The sequence below is a fragment of the Caballeronia arvi genome (genome assembly GCF_001544695.2).
Lineage (GTDB): Bacteria > Pseudomonadota > Gammaproteobacteria > Burkholderiales > Burkholderiaceae > Caballeronia > Caballeronia arvi.
The window spans coordinates 110,783-127,251 of the sequence record NZ_FCOM02000006.1; the positions used below are offsets into that span (position 1 = coordinate 110,783).

The 16,469-nt window shown below is 63.8% G+C and carries 18 protein-coding genes; 11 read left to right on the forward strand and 7 right to left on the reverse strand.

The features are described 5' to 3' along the window. Positions 1–32: 32 nt before the first annotated feature. Together AWB74_RS09585 and AWB74_RS09590 are read left to right on the forward strand one after the other, a co-directional pair. Entirely contained in the window at positions 33–305 is a 273-nt protein-coding gene (locus AWB74_RS09585) for a hypothetical protein (RefSeq protein ID WP_061146526.1), read from the forward strand. 99 nt (positions 306–404) lie between these two features. Continuing rightward, the gene (locus AWB74_RS09590; RefSeq protein ID WP_235024527.1) at positions 405–584 is read left to right on the forward strand and encodes a hypothetical protein; all 180 of its coding nucleotides are present in this window, start codon (positions 405–407) and stop codon (positions 582–584) included. A 1-nt stretch (position 585) separates the two neighbouring features. Here AWB74_RS09590 and AWB74_RS09595 read toward each other — a convergent pair whose 3' ends face one another. From AWB74_RS09595 to AWB74_RS09605, 3 genes are all read right to left on the reverse strand, one after another. Further along, positions 586–1,248, reverse strand: coding sequence for a response regulator transcription factor (locus tag AWB74_RS09595; protein ID WP_061146528.1), 663 nt, complete (start codon positions 1,246–1,248; stop codon positions 586–588). Then, a complete protein-coding gene (locus AWB74_RS09600) occupies positions 1,238–3,088 on the reverse strand; it encodes a PAS domain-containing sensor histidine kinase (RefSeq protein WP_061146529.1) in 1,851 nt (616 codons plus the stop codon). Before AWB74_RS09600 ends, AWB74_RS09595 begins: the two co-directional genes overlap by 11 nt. A 150-nt stretch (positions 3,089–3,238) precedes the next feature. Beyond that, complete coding sequence (locus AWB74_RS09605; RefSeq protein WP_061146530.1) at positions 3,239–3,619, reverse strand: response regulator transcription factor; 381 nt, start codon at positions 3,617–3,619, stop codon at positions 3,239–3,241. A gap of 199 nt (positions 3,620–3,818) precedes the next feature. On the opposite strand from AWB74_RS09605, the gene AWB74_RS09610 reads away from it, so the two are divergent. Then, entirely contained in the window at positions 3,819–5,042 is a 1,224-nt protein-coding gene (locus AWB74_RS09610; protein ID WP_061146531.1) for an MFS transporter, read from the forward strand. A gap of 92 nt (positions 5,043–5,134) precedes the next feature. Further along, a complete protein-coding gene (locus AWB74_RS09615; protein ID WP_061146532.1) occupies positions 5,135–6,085 on the forward strand; it encodes a LysR family transcriptional regulator in 951 nt (316 codons plus the stop codon). Here AWB74_RS09615 and pssA read toward each other — a convergent pair. After that, on the reverse strand, positions 6,075–6,683 hold the full coding sequence (pssA, locus tag AWB74_RS09620; protein WP_061124152.1) for a CDP-diacylglycerol--serine O-phosphatidyltransferase: 609 nt from the start codon (positions 6,681–6,683) through the stop codon (positions 6,075–6,077). The genes AWB74_RS09615 and pssA overlap by 11 nt on opposite strands. A gap of 172 nt (positions 6,684–6,855) precedes the next feature. Here pssA and AWB74_RS09625 point away from each other — a divergent pair, with 172 nt between their 5' ends. The 7 genes from AWB74_RS09625 to AWB74_RS09655 all read left to right on the forward strand — a co-directional run bounded on the left by AWB74_RS09625 (position 6,856) and on the right by AWB74_RS09655 (position 14,558). Further along, positions 6,856–7,344 (forward strand): MerR family transcriptional regulator, encoded by a 489-nt coding sequence (locus tag AWB74_RS09625; protein WP_061146533.1) that lies wholly within the window; start codon positions 6,856–6,858, stop codon positions 7,342–7,344. Further along, a complete protein-coding gene (locus tag AWB74_RS09630; RefSeq protein ID WP_061146534.1) occupies positions 7,341–8,897 on the forward strand; it encodes an MFS transporter in 1,557 nt (518 codons plus the stop codon). Before AWB74_RS09625 ends, AWB74_RS09630 begins: the two co-directional genes overlap by 4 nt. Positions 8,898–8,948: 51 nt before the next feature. Next, a complete protein-coding gene (locus AWB74_RS09635; protein ID WP_061146535.1) occupies positions 8,949–10,556 on the forward strand; it encodes an acyl-CoA synthetase in 1,608 nt (535 codons plus the stop codon). Between the two features lie 7 nt (positions 10,557–10,563). Then, entirely contained in the window at positions 10,564–11,385 is an 822-nt protein-coding gene (locus tag AWB74_RS09640; RefSeq protein ID WP_061146536.1) for a cytochrome c, read from the forward strand. 83 nt (positions 11,386–11,468) lie between these two features. Continuing rightward, positions 11,469–12,173, forward strand: coding sequence for a GntR family transcriptional regulator (locus tag AWB74_RS09645; protein ID WP_061146537.1), 705 nt, complete (start codon positions 11,469–11,471; stop codon positions 12,171–12,173). A 56-nt stretch (positions 12,174–12,229) separates the two neighbouring features. Beyond that, positions 12,230–13,660: an MFS transporter gene (locus AWB74_RS09650; RefSeq protein WP_061146538.1), complete on the forward strand. Its 1,431-nt coding sequence runs from the start codon at positions 12,230–12,232 to the stop codon at positions 13,658–13,660. Between the two features lie 19 nt (positions 13,661–13,679). Beyond that, a complete protein-coding gene (locus AWB74_RS09655; RefSeq protein ID WP_061146539.1) occupies positions 13,680–14,558 on the forward strand; it encodes an isocitrate lyase/PEP mutase family protein in 879 nt (292 codons plus the stop codon). A gap of 1 nt (position 14,559) precedes the next feature. Here AWB74_RS09655 and AWB74_RS09660 read toward each other — a convergent pair whose 3' ends face one another. The 3 genes from AWB74_RS09660 to AWB74_RS09670 all read right to left on the reverse strand — a co-directional run bounded on the left by AWB74_RS09660 (position 14,560) and on the right by AWB74_RS09670 (position 16,374). Further along, a complete protein-coding gene (locus AWB74_RS09660; RefSeq protein ID WP_061146680.1) occupies positions 14,560–14,958 on the reverse strand; it encodes a RidA family protein in 399 nt (132 codons plus the stop codon). 27 nt (positions 14,959–14,985) lie between these two features. Beyond that, the gene (locus tag AWB74_RS09665; RefSeq protein ID WP_061146540.1) at positions 14,986–15,810 is read right to left on the reverse strand and encodes an isocitrate lyase/PEP mutase family protein; all 825 of its coding nucleotides are present in this window, start codon (positions 15,808–15,810) and stop codon (positions 14,986–14,988) included. An 84-nt stretch (positions 15,811–15,894) separates the two neighbouring features. Beyond that, entirely contained in the window at positions 15,895–16,374 is a 480-nt protein-coding gene (locus tag AWB74_RS09670; RefSeq protein WP_143749180.1) for a YbjN domain-containing protein, read from the reverse strand. Positions 16,375–16,469: the final 95 nt, after the last annotated feature.

A 16,469-nucleotide genomic window follows, 5' to 3' on the forward strand; every position in this document is an offset into this window, starting at 1 on the left:
CGCTGAGAAGGGCAAAGCGGAAGGAGACCCGAATGATACGCAAGACGCTCAATGCCTCGCGGCTTCAGCAAGAGGTCGACCGTCGCATTCATCGGCTGCAGGAAATCGTCGATGATGGCGTGAAGATTCGCGTACCGCGGCCCCAGTTGCAGGAACCGGACAAGACAGGCTGCAACTGGAATATGGCTCACTTCGGCAACGCGGCTGGCTTCGAGCGCGACATCGAAGGCGTGCTGAAGGCAGTGCGCGCGGAGTACAACCTCAGTACCGAAACGAAGGACACCGGGAACCCGTTCGAGGACTGACATCAAACGTTCGTATGAGCGCGTCGAGCCGTTCGTAGAATGGCCGGCGCGCGGGCGCTTGCTTATGCTGACGTCATGGTCACGCACCGGGAGCGCATCATGAGCGATACATCGACACGCAGGCTGTTATCGGGTTGCGCCGCCGTGCTGGCGTTCGGCGCGTGGTATTCGTTCAGTGCGCCGCATCCGAATGACTGGAATGCGCTGGATCGCGCCGTCTGCGACACGCAATTGCCGCTGGAGAGGATTGCCGTCGACGAAGCGCAAACCGTTCGCTGACTTACAACCGCTGCGCCCGCGACGGCGTCGATGCCCCCTGCGGCATCTTCACGCCGAGCGCCTCCGCCTTCAGCACGAGATCGGCGAGCGATCTTGCCGCCATCTTCTTCATCGCCTGGCCGCGATGAATCTTCACCGTGATCTCGCTGAGATTCATCTCCGCCGCGATCTGCTTGTTCATCAGACCCGACACGACGAACGCCATCACTTCGCGCTCGCGCGGCGTGAGCGATTCATACGAGCGCCGCAAGTCGGCGACCGAGCGGCTCGCCGCGCGCCGCTCTTCATCGGCCTCCAAAGCCTGCGCGACGGCATCGAGCATGTCCTGATCGCGGAACGGCTTCGCCAGAAAATCCTTCGCGCCCGCCTTCATCGCCTTAACCGTCATCGCGATATCGCCGTGCGCGGTCATGAAGACGATCGGCAGGCCCAACTGGCTCGCCGCCATCTGCTCCTGCACGGCGAGACCGCTCTGCCCTTTCAGCCGCACGTCGAGAATCAGACAGCTCGGCACCTCGGGCATGTCGTGAGCGAGAAACTCATGCGCGGACGCGAACGTCGTCACGTTCAGGCCGACGGAGCGCAGCAGCATGCGCAGCGCATCGCGCATCGATTCGTCGTCGTCGACCACGTAGACCATTGCGCCGTCCTTCTCAAAGCTCATCGTCGTCCCCTTCGTTTTCGGGCAGCACGAAACACAGGCGTGCGCCGCCTTCATCGGGCGCTTCCGCCCAGATCCTGCCGCCATGCGACTCGATGATCGATCGGCAGATCGACAAGCCCATGCCCATGCCTTCGGCCTTCGTCGTGAAGAAGGCGTCGAAGAGCCGCCGCGCGTTGTCTTCGCTGATACCGGTGCCTGAATCCTGCACGGTGATCTGCACATGACCGGCGTCGCTCGCGCTCGCGCCCGTCGCGATGCGCAGCACGCGCGGCCCGTCCACGCCCGACATCGCCTGTGCAGCGTTCATGATCAGATTGATGAGCACCTGCTGCAACTGCACGCGATCGCAACTTACCGTCGGCGACGGCGTCGCGAGATCGGTGCGTACGTCCACGCGATGACGCGCCAATTCGCGCCGCACGAGCTCGATCGTCTCGCCGACGATCTCGTTCACGTCGAGCATCGCGGGCTGGCTGTCGCGCTTCTTCGCCATCGCGCGGATTCGTGCGATGACTTCGCTCGCGCGCTTGGCGTCGCGGATCATCTGCGTGATCGATTGCTGCGCCTCCGCGATCTCCGGCTGCGCGCGGTCGAGCCAGCGCAGCCCGGCGCCGCCGCTCGTGACGATCGCGGCCAGCGGCTGCGTGACTTCATGCGCGATCGACGCGGCCAGTTCGCCCAGCATCGTCACGCGCGTCACGTGCGCGAGCTCGGCGGTCGAGCGCGCGAGCGCTTCCTGCGCCAGCTTGGTTTCGGTGACGTCCATCAGCGCGCCGACGTACTCGTCGCCGTCGCTTTCCGTCGATGCGCGATGCGCGACGAAATGCACGTGCTTCACCGAACCGTCCGGCAAAAGCAGCCGATGCTCCACGTCGATTTCGGACACGCCACTTTCCGCTGCCTGATGCGCGCCGCGCACGATCTCGATGTCTTCGGCATGGGCGCGCGCGAGAATCGCATCGATGGACGGCGTCATGTCGCGCGGATAATCGAAGATGCGATACGCCTCGTCGGACCACCACATCGTGCCGGCGGGCAGGCGCGTCGCGATGCTGCCCGTGCGCGACAGGCGCTGCGCGTCGAGCAGGAACGCCTCGCTGCGCTTCAACGCATCGCGCTGGCGCTGCAATTCGGCTTCCATGCGCTTGCGTTGCGTGATGTCGTTGCTCGTCGCGAGCACCGCGCGCGGCAGGCCTTTCGCGTCGCGCAGCAAGGCCGCGCGGCTCGCGATCACGATCTCGCTGCCGTCGTGGCGCACGCGCGTGATCTCGCCGTCCCAGCGGCCCGAGCGCAACAGTTCGGCGTGGATCTGCGCGTGCGGCACAGGCGATGTCGATTGCGTCATGCGCTGGATCGGCTGACCGATCGCCTCGTTCGCCGGGAAGCCGTAGAGCGCTTCGGCGCCGCGGTTCCAGAACGTGATGCGGTCATTCATGTCGTGCGCGACGATCGCGTCGTGCGCGAGATTGAGCAGTTCGAGCTGCTCCTGCATCTTCGTCGTCGTGGCCTGATTGCGCAGCGAGAGGACGGCCGTCGTGCCGATCGCGAGCAGGCTCACGGCGCATCGCGCGAGCGCGCCGCCCGAGACGTTCTCGTCGTGCGAAAGAATGAAGCCGACGAGCGTGAGAATCACGCAGCCCCACGCCGTGGTGACGGTCGCGGCGCGATTGCCCGTCGATGCCACCAGCAGCACGACGATGACATACAGCACTGCGATGGCGATATCGAGTGGTGTGAGGGCGTCGATGAGAAACACGACGAGCGCGATGGCCGCCGCGAGCATCGACACGATGCGGATATCGTGACGCACCGGACGCGGCGCGCTTTGGAATGTCTCCATCACGGCCGGTCTGACGCCGGCGGGTGGAAACGAACGATGAACGAAACGAGCGGCAGGGTCATGGGGCGTTCGAAAAAGCGTTCGTTGAGAACATCGCGGCTTCTCGCGCGGCAGACGAACAACCGTGCGGGCCGGATGACGCACTGCATTCTAATCCTTCAAAAAGCTTGCCCTGATGCGTTCAAGGCAATCGGCGACGGCGGTTCCATCGACGGGCTTGCCGAGAAAGCAGACCGCGCCGCCGTCGATGGCCTGACGGCGCGCGGCATCGGACGCGAATGCGGTGATGAACATGACCGGCAAGTCCGGTTTCACCGCGCGCAGGCGCTGCTGGAGTTGCAGGCCGGACATGCCGGGCATGTTGAGATCGGTGATGACGCACGCGAGGCCGTCGAGCGAATCGGCATCGAAAAAGGACTCAGCCGACGGATACAGGCTGACCTCCCAGCCGAGCGAGCGCAGCAGGCTGGAAGAGGCGACGCGGACGGATTCGTCGTCGTCGATCACGGAGACTCTGGAAGGCGATTGCAAGGGCGTTGTCCTGAATTTCGGCGGGCATGAGACTGATGCGCCGCTGGATGAAGTCATATTACGCATGCGGCCGCGGCGGGAAAATCATATGTACGTATATGTGGGACGTTTCGTATGGCGGAATCGCGTGCGCGCGTGCGCTTCGAGCGCGTTCTGCGCGGGCAACGTATAGTCGCGGACTGCTCCCAAGGAACTTCCAATGTCGACTTCAACATCGACCGCACTCGACGGCGCCCGGCACGTCCCGCTGACGCGCGGCCTGATCGCGCTCTTCGCGTTCTGCTGCGGCGCGATCGTCGCGAATCTGTATTACGCGCAGCCGATCACCGAGCTCATCGCGCCCGATCTGCGCATGGCGGGCGGCACGGCGAGCCTCATCGTGTCGCTGACGCAGATCGGTTATGCGCTCGGGCTGTTCTTCATCGTGCCGCTCGGCGATCTGCTCGAAAACCGCAAGCTCATGATCGCGACCGCGCTCGTTTCGATCGCGAGCCTCGCGGCGGCCACCTTCACGCAGACGCCCGGCTGGTTCCTCGTGATCTCGCTGCTGATCGGTTTCTCGTCGGTGGCGGTGCAGATTCTGATTCCGCTCGCGGCGCATCTCGCGCCGGACGAAGCGCGCGGCAAAGTGGTCGGCACCATCATGAGCGGGCTCTTGCTCGGCATTCTGCTGTCCCGGCCGATATCGAGTCTCGTCGCGGGCCATTTCGGCTGGCGCGCGATGTTCGGCGCCGCCGCCGTGCTGATGATCGGCATCACTACCGTGCTCGCGCTGACCATTCCGAACCGCAAGCCGGATCATCGGGCGACGTACTTCGAACTGATCGGCTCGCTCGGCCATCTGGTGCGCACGATGCCCGTGCTGCGTCACCGCTCGCTCTATCAGGCGCTGATGTTCGCGTCGTTCAGCCTGTTCTGGACCGGGATTCCCGTCGAGTTGACGCGGCATTACGGGCTCTCGCAGACGGCCATCGGCATCTTCGCGCTCATCGGCGCGACGGGCGCGACGTCCGCGCCGATCGCCGGGCGGCTCGCCGACGCGGGCCACACCGTGCGCGCGACCTTCATCGCGCTGATTCTCGCGGCGCTCGCGTACCTGCCGGTCGTGATCCATCCGGGGTGGGGCGTCGGCGCGCTCGTCGTGACGGGCATCGCGCTCGACTTCGCCGTGCAGATGAACATGGTGCTCGGCCAGCGCGAGATCTACGCGCTGCACGCCGCGAGCCGCAACCGGCTGAACGCGGTGTACATGACGAGCATCTTCGTCGGCGGCGCGTTCGGCTCGGCCTTGGCGAGCCCGCTGTACGAGCGCGGCGGCTGGACGCTCGTCGCGTGCGTCGCCACCGCTTTCCCGCTCATCGCGATGGCGCATTTCGTCCTGATCGGGCGGCGGCATTCCGCTCACACCTATACGCAAGGATGACCCGGCTGTATGCACGGCTGATGGCGTGAAGCGGTTCGCGAACGTATCTTGATTCCATCGAAGACATCGACGGAATCGGGAGACAAGCGGACATGGACAAGCTCTTCAGCATGCGCGTGTTTTCGCGCGTCGCCGAGACCGGCAGCTTCAGCGGCGTCGCGAAGGACATGGATTGCAGCGTGGGCATCGTGTCGCGCGCGGTCGTTTCGCTGGAAGACGAGCTGCGCACGCGGCTCCTGCAACGCACGACGCGCCGCGTCTCGCTCACCGACAGCGGCGCGCGCTACTACCGCAAGTGCAAGACGATCCTCGCCGAAATCGACGCCGCCGACGCCGAAGCCAGCGACGCCACCACGATCCCGCGCGGCCGGCTGCGCGTGCATGCGGCGCCCGATCTGGGCCTTGCGCAGTTGATGTCGACGATCGTCGAATACCGGCGCGCGCATCCGCAAGTGACGGTCGATCTGAAGCTGCTGCCAGGCATGCCCGATCTCGTGCAGGAACAGTTCGACGTTTCGGTGCTGTCGGCGGCGGCGCTGCCGGATTCGGGCAACGCGTACCGGATCGTCGGGCGGTTTCAGCGCGTGCTCGTCGCGGCGCCCGCGTATCTGAAGCGCAACGCGGTCGAATCGATCGGCGATCTGTCGATGCACGCGCTCACGCGCATCAACGCGCCGTTCGCGCATCCGTGCGACTGGCATGCAGAGTTGGCGTTCGGCGCGTCCGGCCACGCGCAAGCCGCCGATCAGATCGTGGTGAACGATGCGCAGGCGATACGCGTCGCCTTGCTGGCGGGCGCGGGCGTCTCGGCGATGCCGCATTATTTCGTCGCCGACGACATCCGCGCCGGCAGGCTCGTGCGCCTCTTTCCGGACTATCCGCTGCAAGGCGCGAGCGTGTATGCGGTGTATCCGTCGCGCCAGCACGTGGATGCGAAGATCCGCACGTTCGTGGAGTTTTTATCGGCGTCGCTGAAGGACAAGTTCGATGCGGCGCCTGCGACCAGCCCGCCGCGCGTCGTGGCTCACGAAGTCACGGCTTAGGAATGCGGATGCGGCTGATCATCAGCGAGCCGGAAATCGCATAGATCAGCACCAGCGGATGCAGCGTGAAACCGCCGACGCGCCACGCGCCGAGCCACATGCTTTCGCCGATCGCGCCGGACCAAGCGCCGATCGTCAGCAGCAGCACGATCACGAACGACGTGGGAATCGGCGTGCCCTCGAAGTGCGTCACCTTGCCGCTCGCGCCCGACATTTCTTCGGTCGTGACGTTGTAGCGCGCGAGCCGCGACACGCCGCACGCGACGAAGTACGCCAGGATCACGCGGTCGTAGAGTCCGCGCATGCCGAATCCGTAACCGATGATCGCCGGCGCGACGCCGAACGAGATCACGTCGGCGAGCGAATCCAGTTCCTTGCCCAGCAGCGACGCCTTCTGCCGCCAGCGCGCGATGCGCCCGTCGAGCACATCGAAGACGAGCGCCGCGAACACGAGCGCGCAGGCGAGATAGATATGCAGCACGTCGGAGTCGTCGAGATAGGACATCGACGAGAAAAGCGCGCCCGTGCCGCACACCGCGTTGCCCAGCGTGAACCAGTCGGCCAGGTGGAAATCGCGGATCATCGAGAATCGTTTCATTCGTTTCGGTTTTCGTGACGTTCGGGCGGCGCCGAAGACCGGCGCCGCGAATCATTCGAGTCTATCATCGCGCCCTCTTTCGCCAGCACGCCGCATGCCCGGCAAACCTGAACGCGAACGTACAGGTTTGCGTTATACTACGCGGCATCGATCTCGTGCTTCCGTGCCCGCCATGCCAGCCACCAAGCCTGCGCTCCTCACCATCCGCGACGCCGCCGAACGGCTGCAAGTCACGCCGCGTACGCTCAAATATTACGAAGAGCGCGGACTTGTCACGCCAACGCGCAGCGAAGGCCGTTACCGGCTCTACAGCGAGCAGGATCTGGAACTGTTCGCGCGCATCTTGCGCCTGCGCTCGCTCGGGTTCTCGCTACAAGGCATCGTCGAAATGCTGAAGCGGCCAATGGAAACGCTCGGCGAAGGCCGCACGGGTTACTCGGCGGCGTCCTTGCGTGAAATCGAGGAGGCGTTGTCGCAACAGGTCGAAGCAGTCGACGCGCGCATCGCGGCCGTGCGCCGTGAGCTGAAGGAAGCGCAGGCGGTGCGCACCGAACTGGCGAGCGATCTCGATTATTTGCGGCGCAGAATCGCGGGCGAAAGCAAGGAAACGCTGCTGCAGGAACGCATGGCCGCGCGCAAGCCGCGCAAGGATGTCGAATGACTTCTGCATCTTTTCGTTATCCGAAACAAATTGTCAAACGTTTGCGCGGCGATCTGTTTCCGTGGGCCATCGCGCTCGCCACGGGCCTCGACTACTTCGACAACTCCGTCTTTTCGTTCTTCACGGGCACGATCGCGGGCGGCATCAATGCATCGTCCGATGAACTCGTGTGGGCCTCGAGCGCCTATGCCGTCGCTTCCGTGCTCGGCATCCTGCAGCAGCAATGGTGGATCGAGCGGCTCGGTAATCGACGGTATATCGCCGGATGCCTGTTCTTGTTCGCAGCGGGCGCGGTGGCGGCCACGTTGTCCGAATCGGCCATTGAACTGGCGCTCGCGCGCGGCTTTCAAGGCTATTTCATCGGCCCGATGATGAGCGCCGCGCGCATCCTGATCCAGACGCGTTTCACGCCGCAGGAGCGTCCCACCGCGACGCGCCGCTTTCTGAACATGATCCTGCTCGGCACGGCGCTCGCGCCCTTGTGCGGCGGCTATCTCGTCGCATGGGTCGGCTGGCGCGCGCTGTTCTCATGCACCGCGTTCGCTGGCGTCGCGCTCGGCGTGCTCGCGTTCTTCGCCGTGCCTTCTTCCGGGCGCGTGCAACCCGAAGCGCGCGGCGACACGCATTTCTGGCCGTACATCATCTTTGCGTTCGCGCAGGGCGCGTTGCAGATCGTCATGCAGCAAGTACGTTTCGAACTCTTCAGCACATCGCCGGAACTGGTCGTGCTGACCGTCGCCGGCCTCGCCGCGCTCGGCTGGTTCGTGTGGCAGCAGTGGCATCATCCGAAGCCGCTGCTGCGGCTTCATGCGTTGCGCGAGAAGACGTTTCAGGTCGGCATCGTGCTGTATATCGCGTTCTATTACATCAACAACGCGATGAGCTTTCTCGTCTCACGCCTGCTCGAAGGCGGGCTGAACTATCCGGTGGAGAATGCGGGGCGGCTCGTCGGCTTCACGTCGATGGCGTCGCTGGCGATGGCCGTCGTCTATTTCCGCTTTTCGTCGCGCATCAAGCACAAGAAGTGGCTGATCATGACGGGCTTCCTGGTCGCGGCGTTCATCGGCACGTGGATGATCGACATGCCGCCCGATGTCAGCATGCCGTGGCTCATCGCGCCGATGGTCTTGCGCGGCATGTTGCTGCTCTTCATCGCGCTGCCGGTCGCGAACCTGACGTTCCGCGTGTTTGCCATCGATGAATACAGTCATGGTTATCGCTTCAAGAATATCGTCAAGCAACTGACTTACTCGTTCTCGACCGCGACGATCATCATTCTCGAACAGCATCGCGTGGCGCTGCATCAGACGCGGCTCGCCGAAGCGGTCAATCCGTTCAATCCGGTCTTTCAGAGCACCTATCAAGGCTTGTTCGATAGCTTCGCGCGCATGGGCCACAGCGCAGCCGAAGCGAAGAGTCTTGCGTTCGTCGAGATCGATCGCCTCGTCGTGCAGCAGGCGAGCTTTCTCGGTTCGCTCGACGGGTTTTACTTCATCATCGGCGTCGCGCTGTGTGCGAGCGTGTTCGCGGCGTGGCAGAACAGGATCGATTGATTCGTCCCGAAGTATGATGATCGAACGATCAACCCTTCCGCACTCACGCCCATGCTCCCGCCAGGCAATTCGTACGAAGCCGTCGCAGGTCGATTCGAATGGCGCATTCCCGCGCGCTACAACATCGCGCAGGACGTATGCGATAAATGGGCCGACGGCTCCAACCGTCTCGCGCTGATCGTCGAAGCCGCCGATACATCGCAGAAGCGCTACACCTTCGACGACCTCAAACGCCTGTCCAACTGCTTCGCCAACGCGATGAAAGCGCAAGGCGTCGTGCGTGGCGACCGCGTCGCGATTTTCGTGCGGCAGTCGGTCGAAGCGGCGATCGCGCATCTCGCCGCTTATCGCATGGGCTGCATCGCGGTGCCGCTCTTCGCGCTCTTCGGCACCGATGCCATCGAGTTCCGCCTCGCGCATTCGGGCGCGAAGGCCGTCGTCACGGATGCGCAAGGCGCTGCGAAAATCGCGCAGATCCGCGACGCGTTGCCGGAGCTGCATCGAATATTCGATACCGACGCCGACTTCTGGCCCGCGATCGAAGCCGCATCCGACGACGAAACGCTCGTCGACACCGCCGCCGACGATCCCGCTGTCATCATCTACACGTCGGGCACGACCGGCAAGCCGAAGGGCGCGCTGCACGGGCATCGCATCCTGCCGGGGCATCTGCCGGGCGTGGAGATGTCGCAGCAATGCTTTCCGCGCGACGCCACGCTGTTCTGGACTCCGGCAGACTGGGCGTGGATCGGCGGACTGTTCGACGTGCTCATGCCGTCATGGCATCACGGCGTGCCGGTCCTCGCGCGCCGCTTCGACAAGTTCGATGGCGCTGACGCGTTCGATCTGCTCACGCGCAACGCGGTGAGTCACACGTTCCTGCCGCCAACCGCGCTCAAGATGATGCGCGCGACGCCGCACGCGAAACGCGAAGGTCTCGCGCTGCGCTCCGTGGCGAGCGGCGGCGAATCGCTCGGCGCGGAGTTGCTGTCGTGGGGACGCGCGATGCTCGGCGTCACCATCAACGAGTTCTATGGGCAGACCGAGTGCAACATGGTGCTGTCGTCGTGCGAGCAGTGGTTCGAGCCGCGCAACGGATGCATCGGTAAAGCGGTGCCGGGGCATCGCGTCGCGATCGTCGATGACGCCGGCGTGCCTGTGCCCAACGGCACGCAGGGACACATCGCCATTCAAAGACCCGATCCGGTGATGTTCCTCGGCTACTGGCGCGACGAAGCCGCGACCGCGCAGAAGTTTCGCGGCGACTTCCTGCTGACGGGCGATCTCGGCACGCTCGATGACGACGGCTTTTTCCGCTTCATCGGCCGCGACGACGATGTCATCACGAGCGCGGGCTATCGCATCGGGCCGGGTCCGATCGAGGATTGCCTCATCCGGCATCCGGCGGTGCGCTTCGCCGCGGTCATCGGCGTGCCGGATGCGAAGCGCACGGAGATCGTCTGCGCGGTCGTCGTGCTCAACGACGGCTTCGAACCCGGCGATGCACTCGTGCGCGAATTGCAGGAACATGTGCGCATACGGCTCGCGGCGCACGAATATCCGCGCGAAGTGCGCTTCGTCGCCGAATTGCCGATGACGGCTACCGGCAAAGTCATCCGCAAATCGCTGCGCACGCAGTTCGGCGCGGATAACGGCTAGTACGAAGATGAAACCCGGACTGAAACACGTGCTCGCGCTCGCGAGCCTGATGCTGGCGTGCGCGTCATCGATGGCCGCGAGCCTCGTCATCAACGTCGGCGGCGAGCGTTCGCTCTCGGCCGAACAACTGCTCGCGCGTCCCGACGCCGCGACGATCCGCGTGCCGAACGACGTCACGTTCCGCCGCACGATGACCTATCGCGCGGTGCCGTTGCGCGCGTTGCTCGGCATCACGGCGATGCCCGCCGACAAGGAGCTTCAGATCACCGCCACCGATGGCTTCGTCACGCACTTGCCGGCGAAGCTGCTTTTCGGCGAAGCAAGGAAGCGCGCCGAACCGTGGCTCGCGATCGAGACACAGGACGAGCCGTGGCCGCAAGTGCTGAACAGTGGCGATATCGGTCCGTTTTATCTCGTGTGGGTCGATCCGGCTGCGTCGGGTATTTCGAGCGAGCAGTGGCCCTTCAAGATCGATGCGATCCGCATCGCACCGACGCTCGCCGCGCGCTGGCCGCAAATCGCGGTCGGCAAGAACGTGCCTTCGAATTCGCCGATTCGACGCGGCCAAAGCGTGTTCGCGACGCAATGCATGGTCTGCCACAAGATCAACGGCGCCGGCGATGCATCGATGGGTCCGGACCTCAATCGCCCGCACAATCCGACCGAATATTTCCGGCCGTGGGTGCTGAAGTCTTTCATCCGCGATCCGAAGTCAATCCGCGCCTGGGCCGACATGAAAATGCCCGGCTTCGACAAGAACGCGATCAGCGACAGCGATCTCGACGCGGTCATTGCCTATCTCGGCTACATGGCCAAACAGAAAAAGTAAGCGGACACTGAGGGAAATCCCCACGTCTCATCGCGCAGACTTTGCATACAATGTTCCCGTCAGCCTAGAGAAACGGGGCCGCGATGCCGCAGAACCAACCCGCTTTGCATACAATTCTGCCCGAACCGGCGCGCTCGGCAGACGACGTCTATCTCGCGATCAAGGACGCGCTCGCCAGCGGACAGTACGGCGCGGGTCAATATCTGCGCGAGGAACAACTCGCGAAAGGCCTCGGCGTGAGCCGCACGCCGGTGCGCGAAGCGCTGCGAAAGCTCGATGCCGAAGGCTGGGTCGAAACGCGTCCGAACTACGGCGTGCGCGTGAAGGCGTGGACGTTGCAGGACGCGCGCGAGATCTTCGAAGCGCGGTTGCTCGTCGAGCCCTATCTCGCCGGACGCGCGGCGCTTTCGATCGGCGAATCGGATATCGCGCGCCTCAAGGCACTCGCCGACGCGATGCTCGCGATCACGCAACATCCATCGACACCTGAATCCTGCGAAGCCTGGTTCACCGCGAACGGCGAGTTTCACGCGATCATCACGGCCGCCGCGAACAACGCGCGCCTCGACCGCTCGCTCAGGTCGATGAAGGAAACGCCGCTCATCAAGTGGACCTTCGACACCTATAGCGACGAAGACCGCGAACGCAGCGCGCGCCAGCATTTCGAAATCGTTCTCGCGCTCGAACAGCGCAACGCCGCGTGGGCGGAAGCCGTCACGCGCTGCCATATCCTCGCCGCCGAAAAGGCGGTGCTCGACCGATACGACAGGGAGCATCGCGCGCCCTGAACGCGCGGCGGTCCGGGCCGCAACAGCATTACGACAAAGTCGACTGGAGACACGACATGCTGAGCACCGATAGCACCACCGTAAGCACCATGAGCACGATAAGCACCGTGAGCGCCGGCGCACGCCTCGACCGGTTGCCGATTTCCGGCTTTCACAAGCGCGTGCTGTGGCTGATCGGCGCCGGCATGTTTCTCGATTCCTTCGATATCTATCTGGCAGGCGGCGTGCTCGGCGCGCTCGCCAAAACCGGCTGGTCGACGATGCAGCTGAACGCAGCGTTCCTCTCGTCGACATTCATCGGCATGCTGATCGGCGCGTTCACGGCGGGCGTACTCGGCGACGCGAAAGGCCGCAAGTTCACGTATCAGTTCAATCTCGCCGTGTTCGGCCTCGCGTCGCTCGCGGGCGCATTCGCGCCGGACATGACGTGGCTCATCGTCTGCCGCTTCTTCATGGGGCTGGGGCTGGGCGCGGAGATCGTCGTCGGCTATGGCTCGGTCGGCGAATTCATGCCGCCCGCGGTGCGCGGAAAATGGTCGGCGTATCTGTCGCTGATCACGAACTCGGCGCTCTTTTTCTCGACGTTCCTCGGCTATCTCATCATCCCGTCGATCGGCTGGCGCGCGATGTTCGCGATCGTCGGCATCGGCGCGCTGATCGTGTGGGTCATCCGCAAGAAGATGCCGGAGTCGCCGCGCTGGCTCGAATCGAAAGGCCGTTACGAGGAAGCCGAAGCGATCCTGCGCGCCGCCGAAGCAGAATCGGCGAAAAAGGCGCCGCTGCCGCCCATCGACGACGCGCCGCGCATCGTCACGAAGAAGACCACGCTGCTCGAACTCTTCTCGCCGTCGCAGATTCGCCGCACCTTTGTCGCGATCGTCGTGCAGATCGCGATCAACATGGTGATCTACGGCTTCATCGTCTGGGTGCCGACGTTCCTGATGAAGCAAGGCATCGGCATGGCATCGTCGCTCGGCTATTCGACGTTGATGTCGCTGGGCGGACCGGCGGGCGCACTCGTCGGCGTGCTGATCGCCGACAAGGTCGGCCGCAAGAACGGGTTGATCGCGGTCGCGGTGCTGGCGGCAGTGATCGGCTGGCTGTACGGGCATTCCACCGGCGTCGCGATGGCGACGCTACTCGGCTTCCTTCTTTTCACGCTGACGTATCTGATGGTCGCGCTCGGTGTTGCGACGTATGTGCCCGAGCTTTTCGCCACCGAGAACCGTATGCGCGGCAACGGCATCGCCGGTTGTGCGGGGCGCATCACCGGCATTTTCGCGCCGCAGCTCGTGGTCGTGATGTACGCCACGGGCGGCGTGAAAGACGTGCTCTCGATGACCATCGGCGCGCTCGCCGTGATGGCCGTCGTGCTGGCGGTGTTCGGCATCGAGACGAACAAGCGCTCGCTGGAAGACATCGCACCTTCGCCCGATGCCGATGGCGCGCTCGCGGCGTCGGCGTTGACGCGGGAATCGCATCGTTGAAACTTTAGAGGACAGGGTTATGAGCGTTTCACATCAGGACAAGCGTCAGGCGTTGAAGGCGCGTTTCGCGCGCAAGGAGATCGTCACCGCGCCCGGCATCTTCGACATGATTTCCGCGAAGATGGCCGACTCGATGGGCTTCGATTGCCTCTACATGACGGGCTTCGGCACAGTTGCGTCGCACCTCGGCCTGCCCGACGCGGGGCTCGCCACTTACACCGATATGGTCAATCGCGTCACGGCATTCTGCGGCGGCACGAACACGCCGATGATCTGCGACGGCGATACGGGCTACGGCGGCCTGCTCAACGTCGCGCATACGGTGCGGGGTTATGAGCAGGCGGGCGCGGCGGGCATACAACTGGAAGATCAGGAATTCCCGAAGAAATGCGGCCATACGCCGGGACGCCGCGTGATTCCGCTCGAAGACATGGTGCGCAAGATCAAGGTCGCGGCGGAAAGCCGTAGCGATGCGGGTTTTCAGATCGTCGCGAGGACGGATGCGCGGACATCGCTCGGGCTCGACGAAGCGTTGCGTCGCGGCGAGGCATACGCGAAGGCCGGCGCCGATGTGTTGTTCATCGAATCGCCGGAGAGTGTGGAAGAGTTGGAGAAGATCGGGCGCGCTTTCGACATGCCGCTGCTCGTGAATGTCGTCGAAGGCGGAAGGACGCCGCAGTTGCCGCCCGCGGAATTGCAGAAGCTCGGCTTTTCGCTGGCGATTTATCCGGCGTCGGGATTTTTGGCCGTGGCGAAGGCGCTCAAGGATATGTACGGCGAAATACTCGCGCAGAAGGGCACGGAAGGCGCTTCGGGCGCGATGTATCCGTTTGCCGATATGTGCACGCTGATGGGGTTTCCGGAGGTTTGGGCGTTCGATCGCGCGCACGCCGACTGATTCACCCGGCCGCCGCCACGCAATCGATCTCGATATCGAACCCGCCCGGCCACGCCGGCACGTTGATGAAAATGCGTGCCGGCGGATTCGGCCCGAAGAACCGTGCGTACACCGCGTTGACGACAGGAAACGCATCGACCGACGTGCAGTACACATTGCACTTCAACACCTGATCGAGCGACGATCCCGCCGTTTCGACACACAGCTTCAACTGCTGAAGCACCAGTTCCGTTTGCCGTTCGATGGTCGCATTCGCCACGACTTCCCCGGTCTGCGGATCGAACGGCGGAAAGCCGGATACGTAGACTGTATCGCCGTGGCGCGTGACGGCGGAAGTCGGCGCCTTGAATCGTTCGAGATACGTGGAAAGCGGTTCGACACGGATGGTTTCGCGGGCCATGTTCATCGTCTCCTTTGAAGTGAAAAACTACGCGCGGTCCTCGAATATTCCATTGAGATCATTGCCCGCCGCCGCATCCTTGAATCCGTCGAAGCGACCATCGACGAGACCTTGCGCCGCGCGCATGAACCCGCCCCACGCCGCGCGCGCGAGCCCTCCGCCGACGCTCACGCGGCGCACGCCGAGCGCGGCCACATCGCTCAATGTGAACTCGGACACACCGCCGATCAGCAGATTCACCGGCTTCGGCCCGACCGCCTTCACCACCACCTCGATCTGCTCGCGCGTCTTGATGCCGGGCGCATAGAGACAATCCGCGCCCGCATCGGAATAGGCCTTGAGACGCGCAATCGCATCGTCGATATCGGGCTTGCCTGCGAAGAAGTTTTCCGCGCGGCCGACGAGCAAAGTATCGCCGCCGGTTTCATCGATCGCGCGCCGCGCCGCCTTCATGCGCGCCACGGCGACATCGACGGCAAACAAGGGCGACGCTGCATCGCCTGTCGAATCTTCGATCGACAAACCCGCGACGCCCGTCGCCACCGCGAGCTTCACGCTTTCCGCGACTTCGTCCGGCGTCGCGCCGAAGCCGCTTTCGAAATCCGCATTCACCGGCAAGTCGGTTGCTTCGACGATCTCGCGTAAATGCGCGAGCACGGCATCGCGCGTGACGTGATTGTCCGCGTAGCCCTGCGACCATGCGAAGCCCGAACTCGTCGTCGCGAGCGCCTTGAAGCCGAGCGTCGCGAGATAGCGCGCGGAACCGGCATCCCAGGGATTCGGCAACATGAAGCAACCAGATTCGTGCAGCGCGCGAAAGGCGGCGCGTTTCTCGGCGACGGTGCGGGGCATGGCGTGTCTCCTGTCGATGAACGAGTCGGAAAGGAGACGATACGCGATTCGCCGGAATCGCGTATGTCAGCCGAATCAGCCGCATCAGCCCAGCAGCCGAAGGTTCGCGATGCGCACGTCATCGTCGCCGGTCAGGTGCGGCGTCTGCCCGAACGCGACGAGCCCTTCGTCGTTCTTCGCAGCCATCACGTGCTCCAGCATCGACGCGTACCGATGCAGGATCGCCATGAACTGTCCCGCGATCAGGCCGAGCCGATAGCTCATCAGATATTCAGCGACGAGATCATCCTCGCCGTCGATCCAGAAAGAGCCCATGAACACTTCCGAGTTCAGCCGATGCTCGAAGTCGCGCTTGCGCCAGCGCATGGCTTCCCGCGCCGCGGGCAGATACGTGACGAAGCGAACGAATTTCCTTTCGCGTTCGAGCGACAAGAGATAACCGATTCCCGAATGTGTATGCAACACGATTTGCTGCGTTTCGGTGACACATTCCAGACCCGAGTCAGCAATATGTGTTGCAAGGCAATCAAGCGTGATTTCGTCTTCCGTCCACGTCTTTTTCATTTTGCTCTCCGATTGAATCTTGTTCTTAGCCGCGCCATTCCGTTTATTTTTTTCGAGTTCGCGCGGGCGCGCTCTCGTTCGGAACGGCTTGCCTG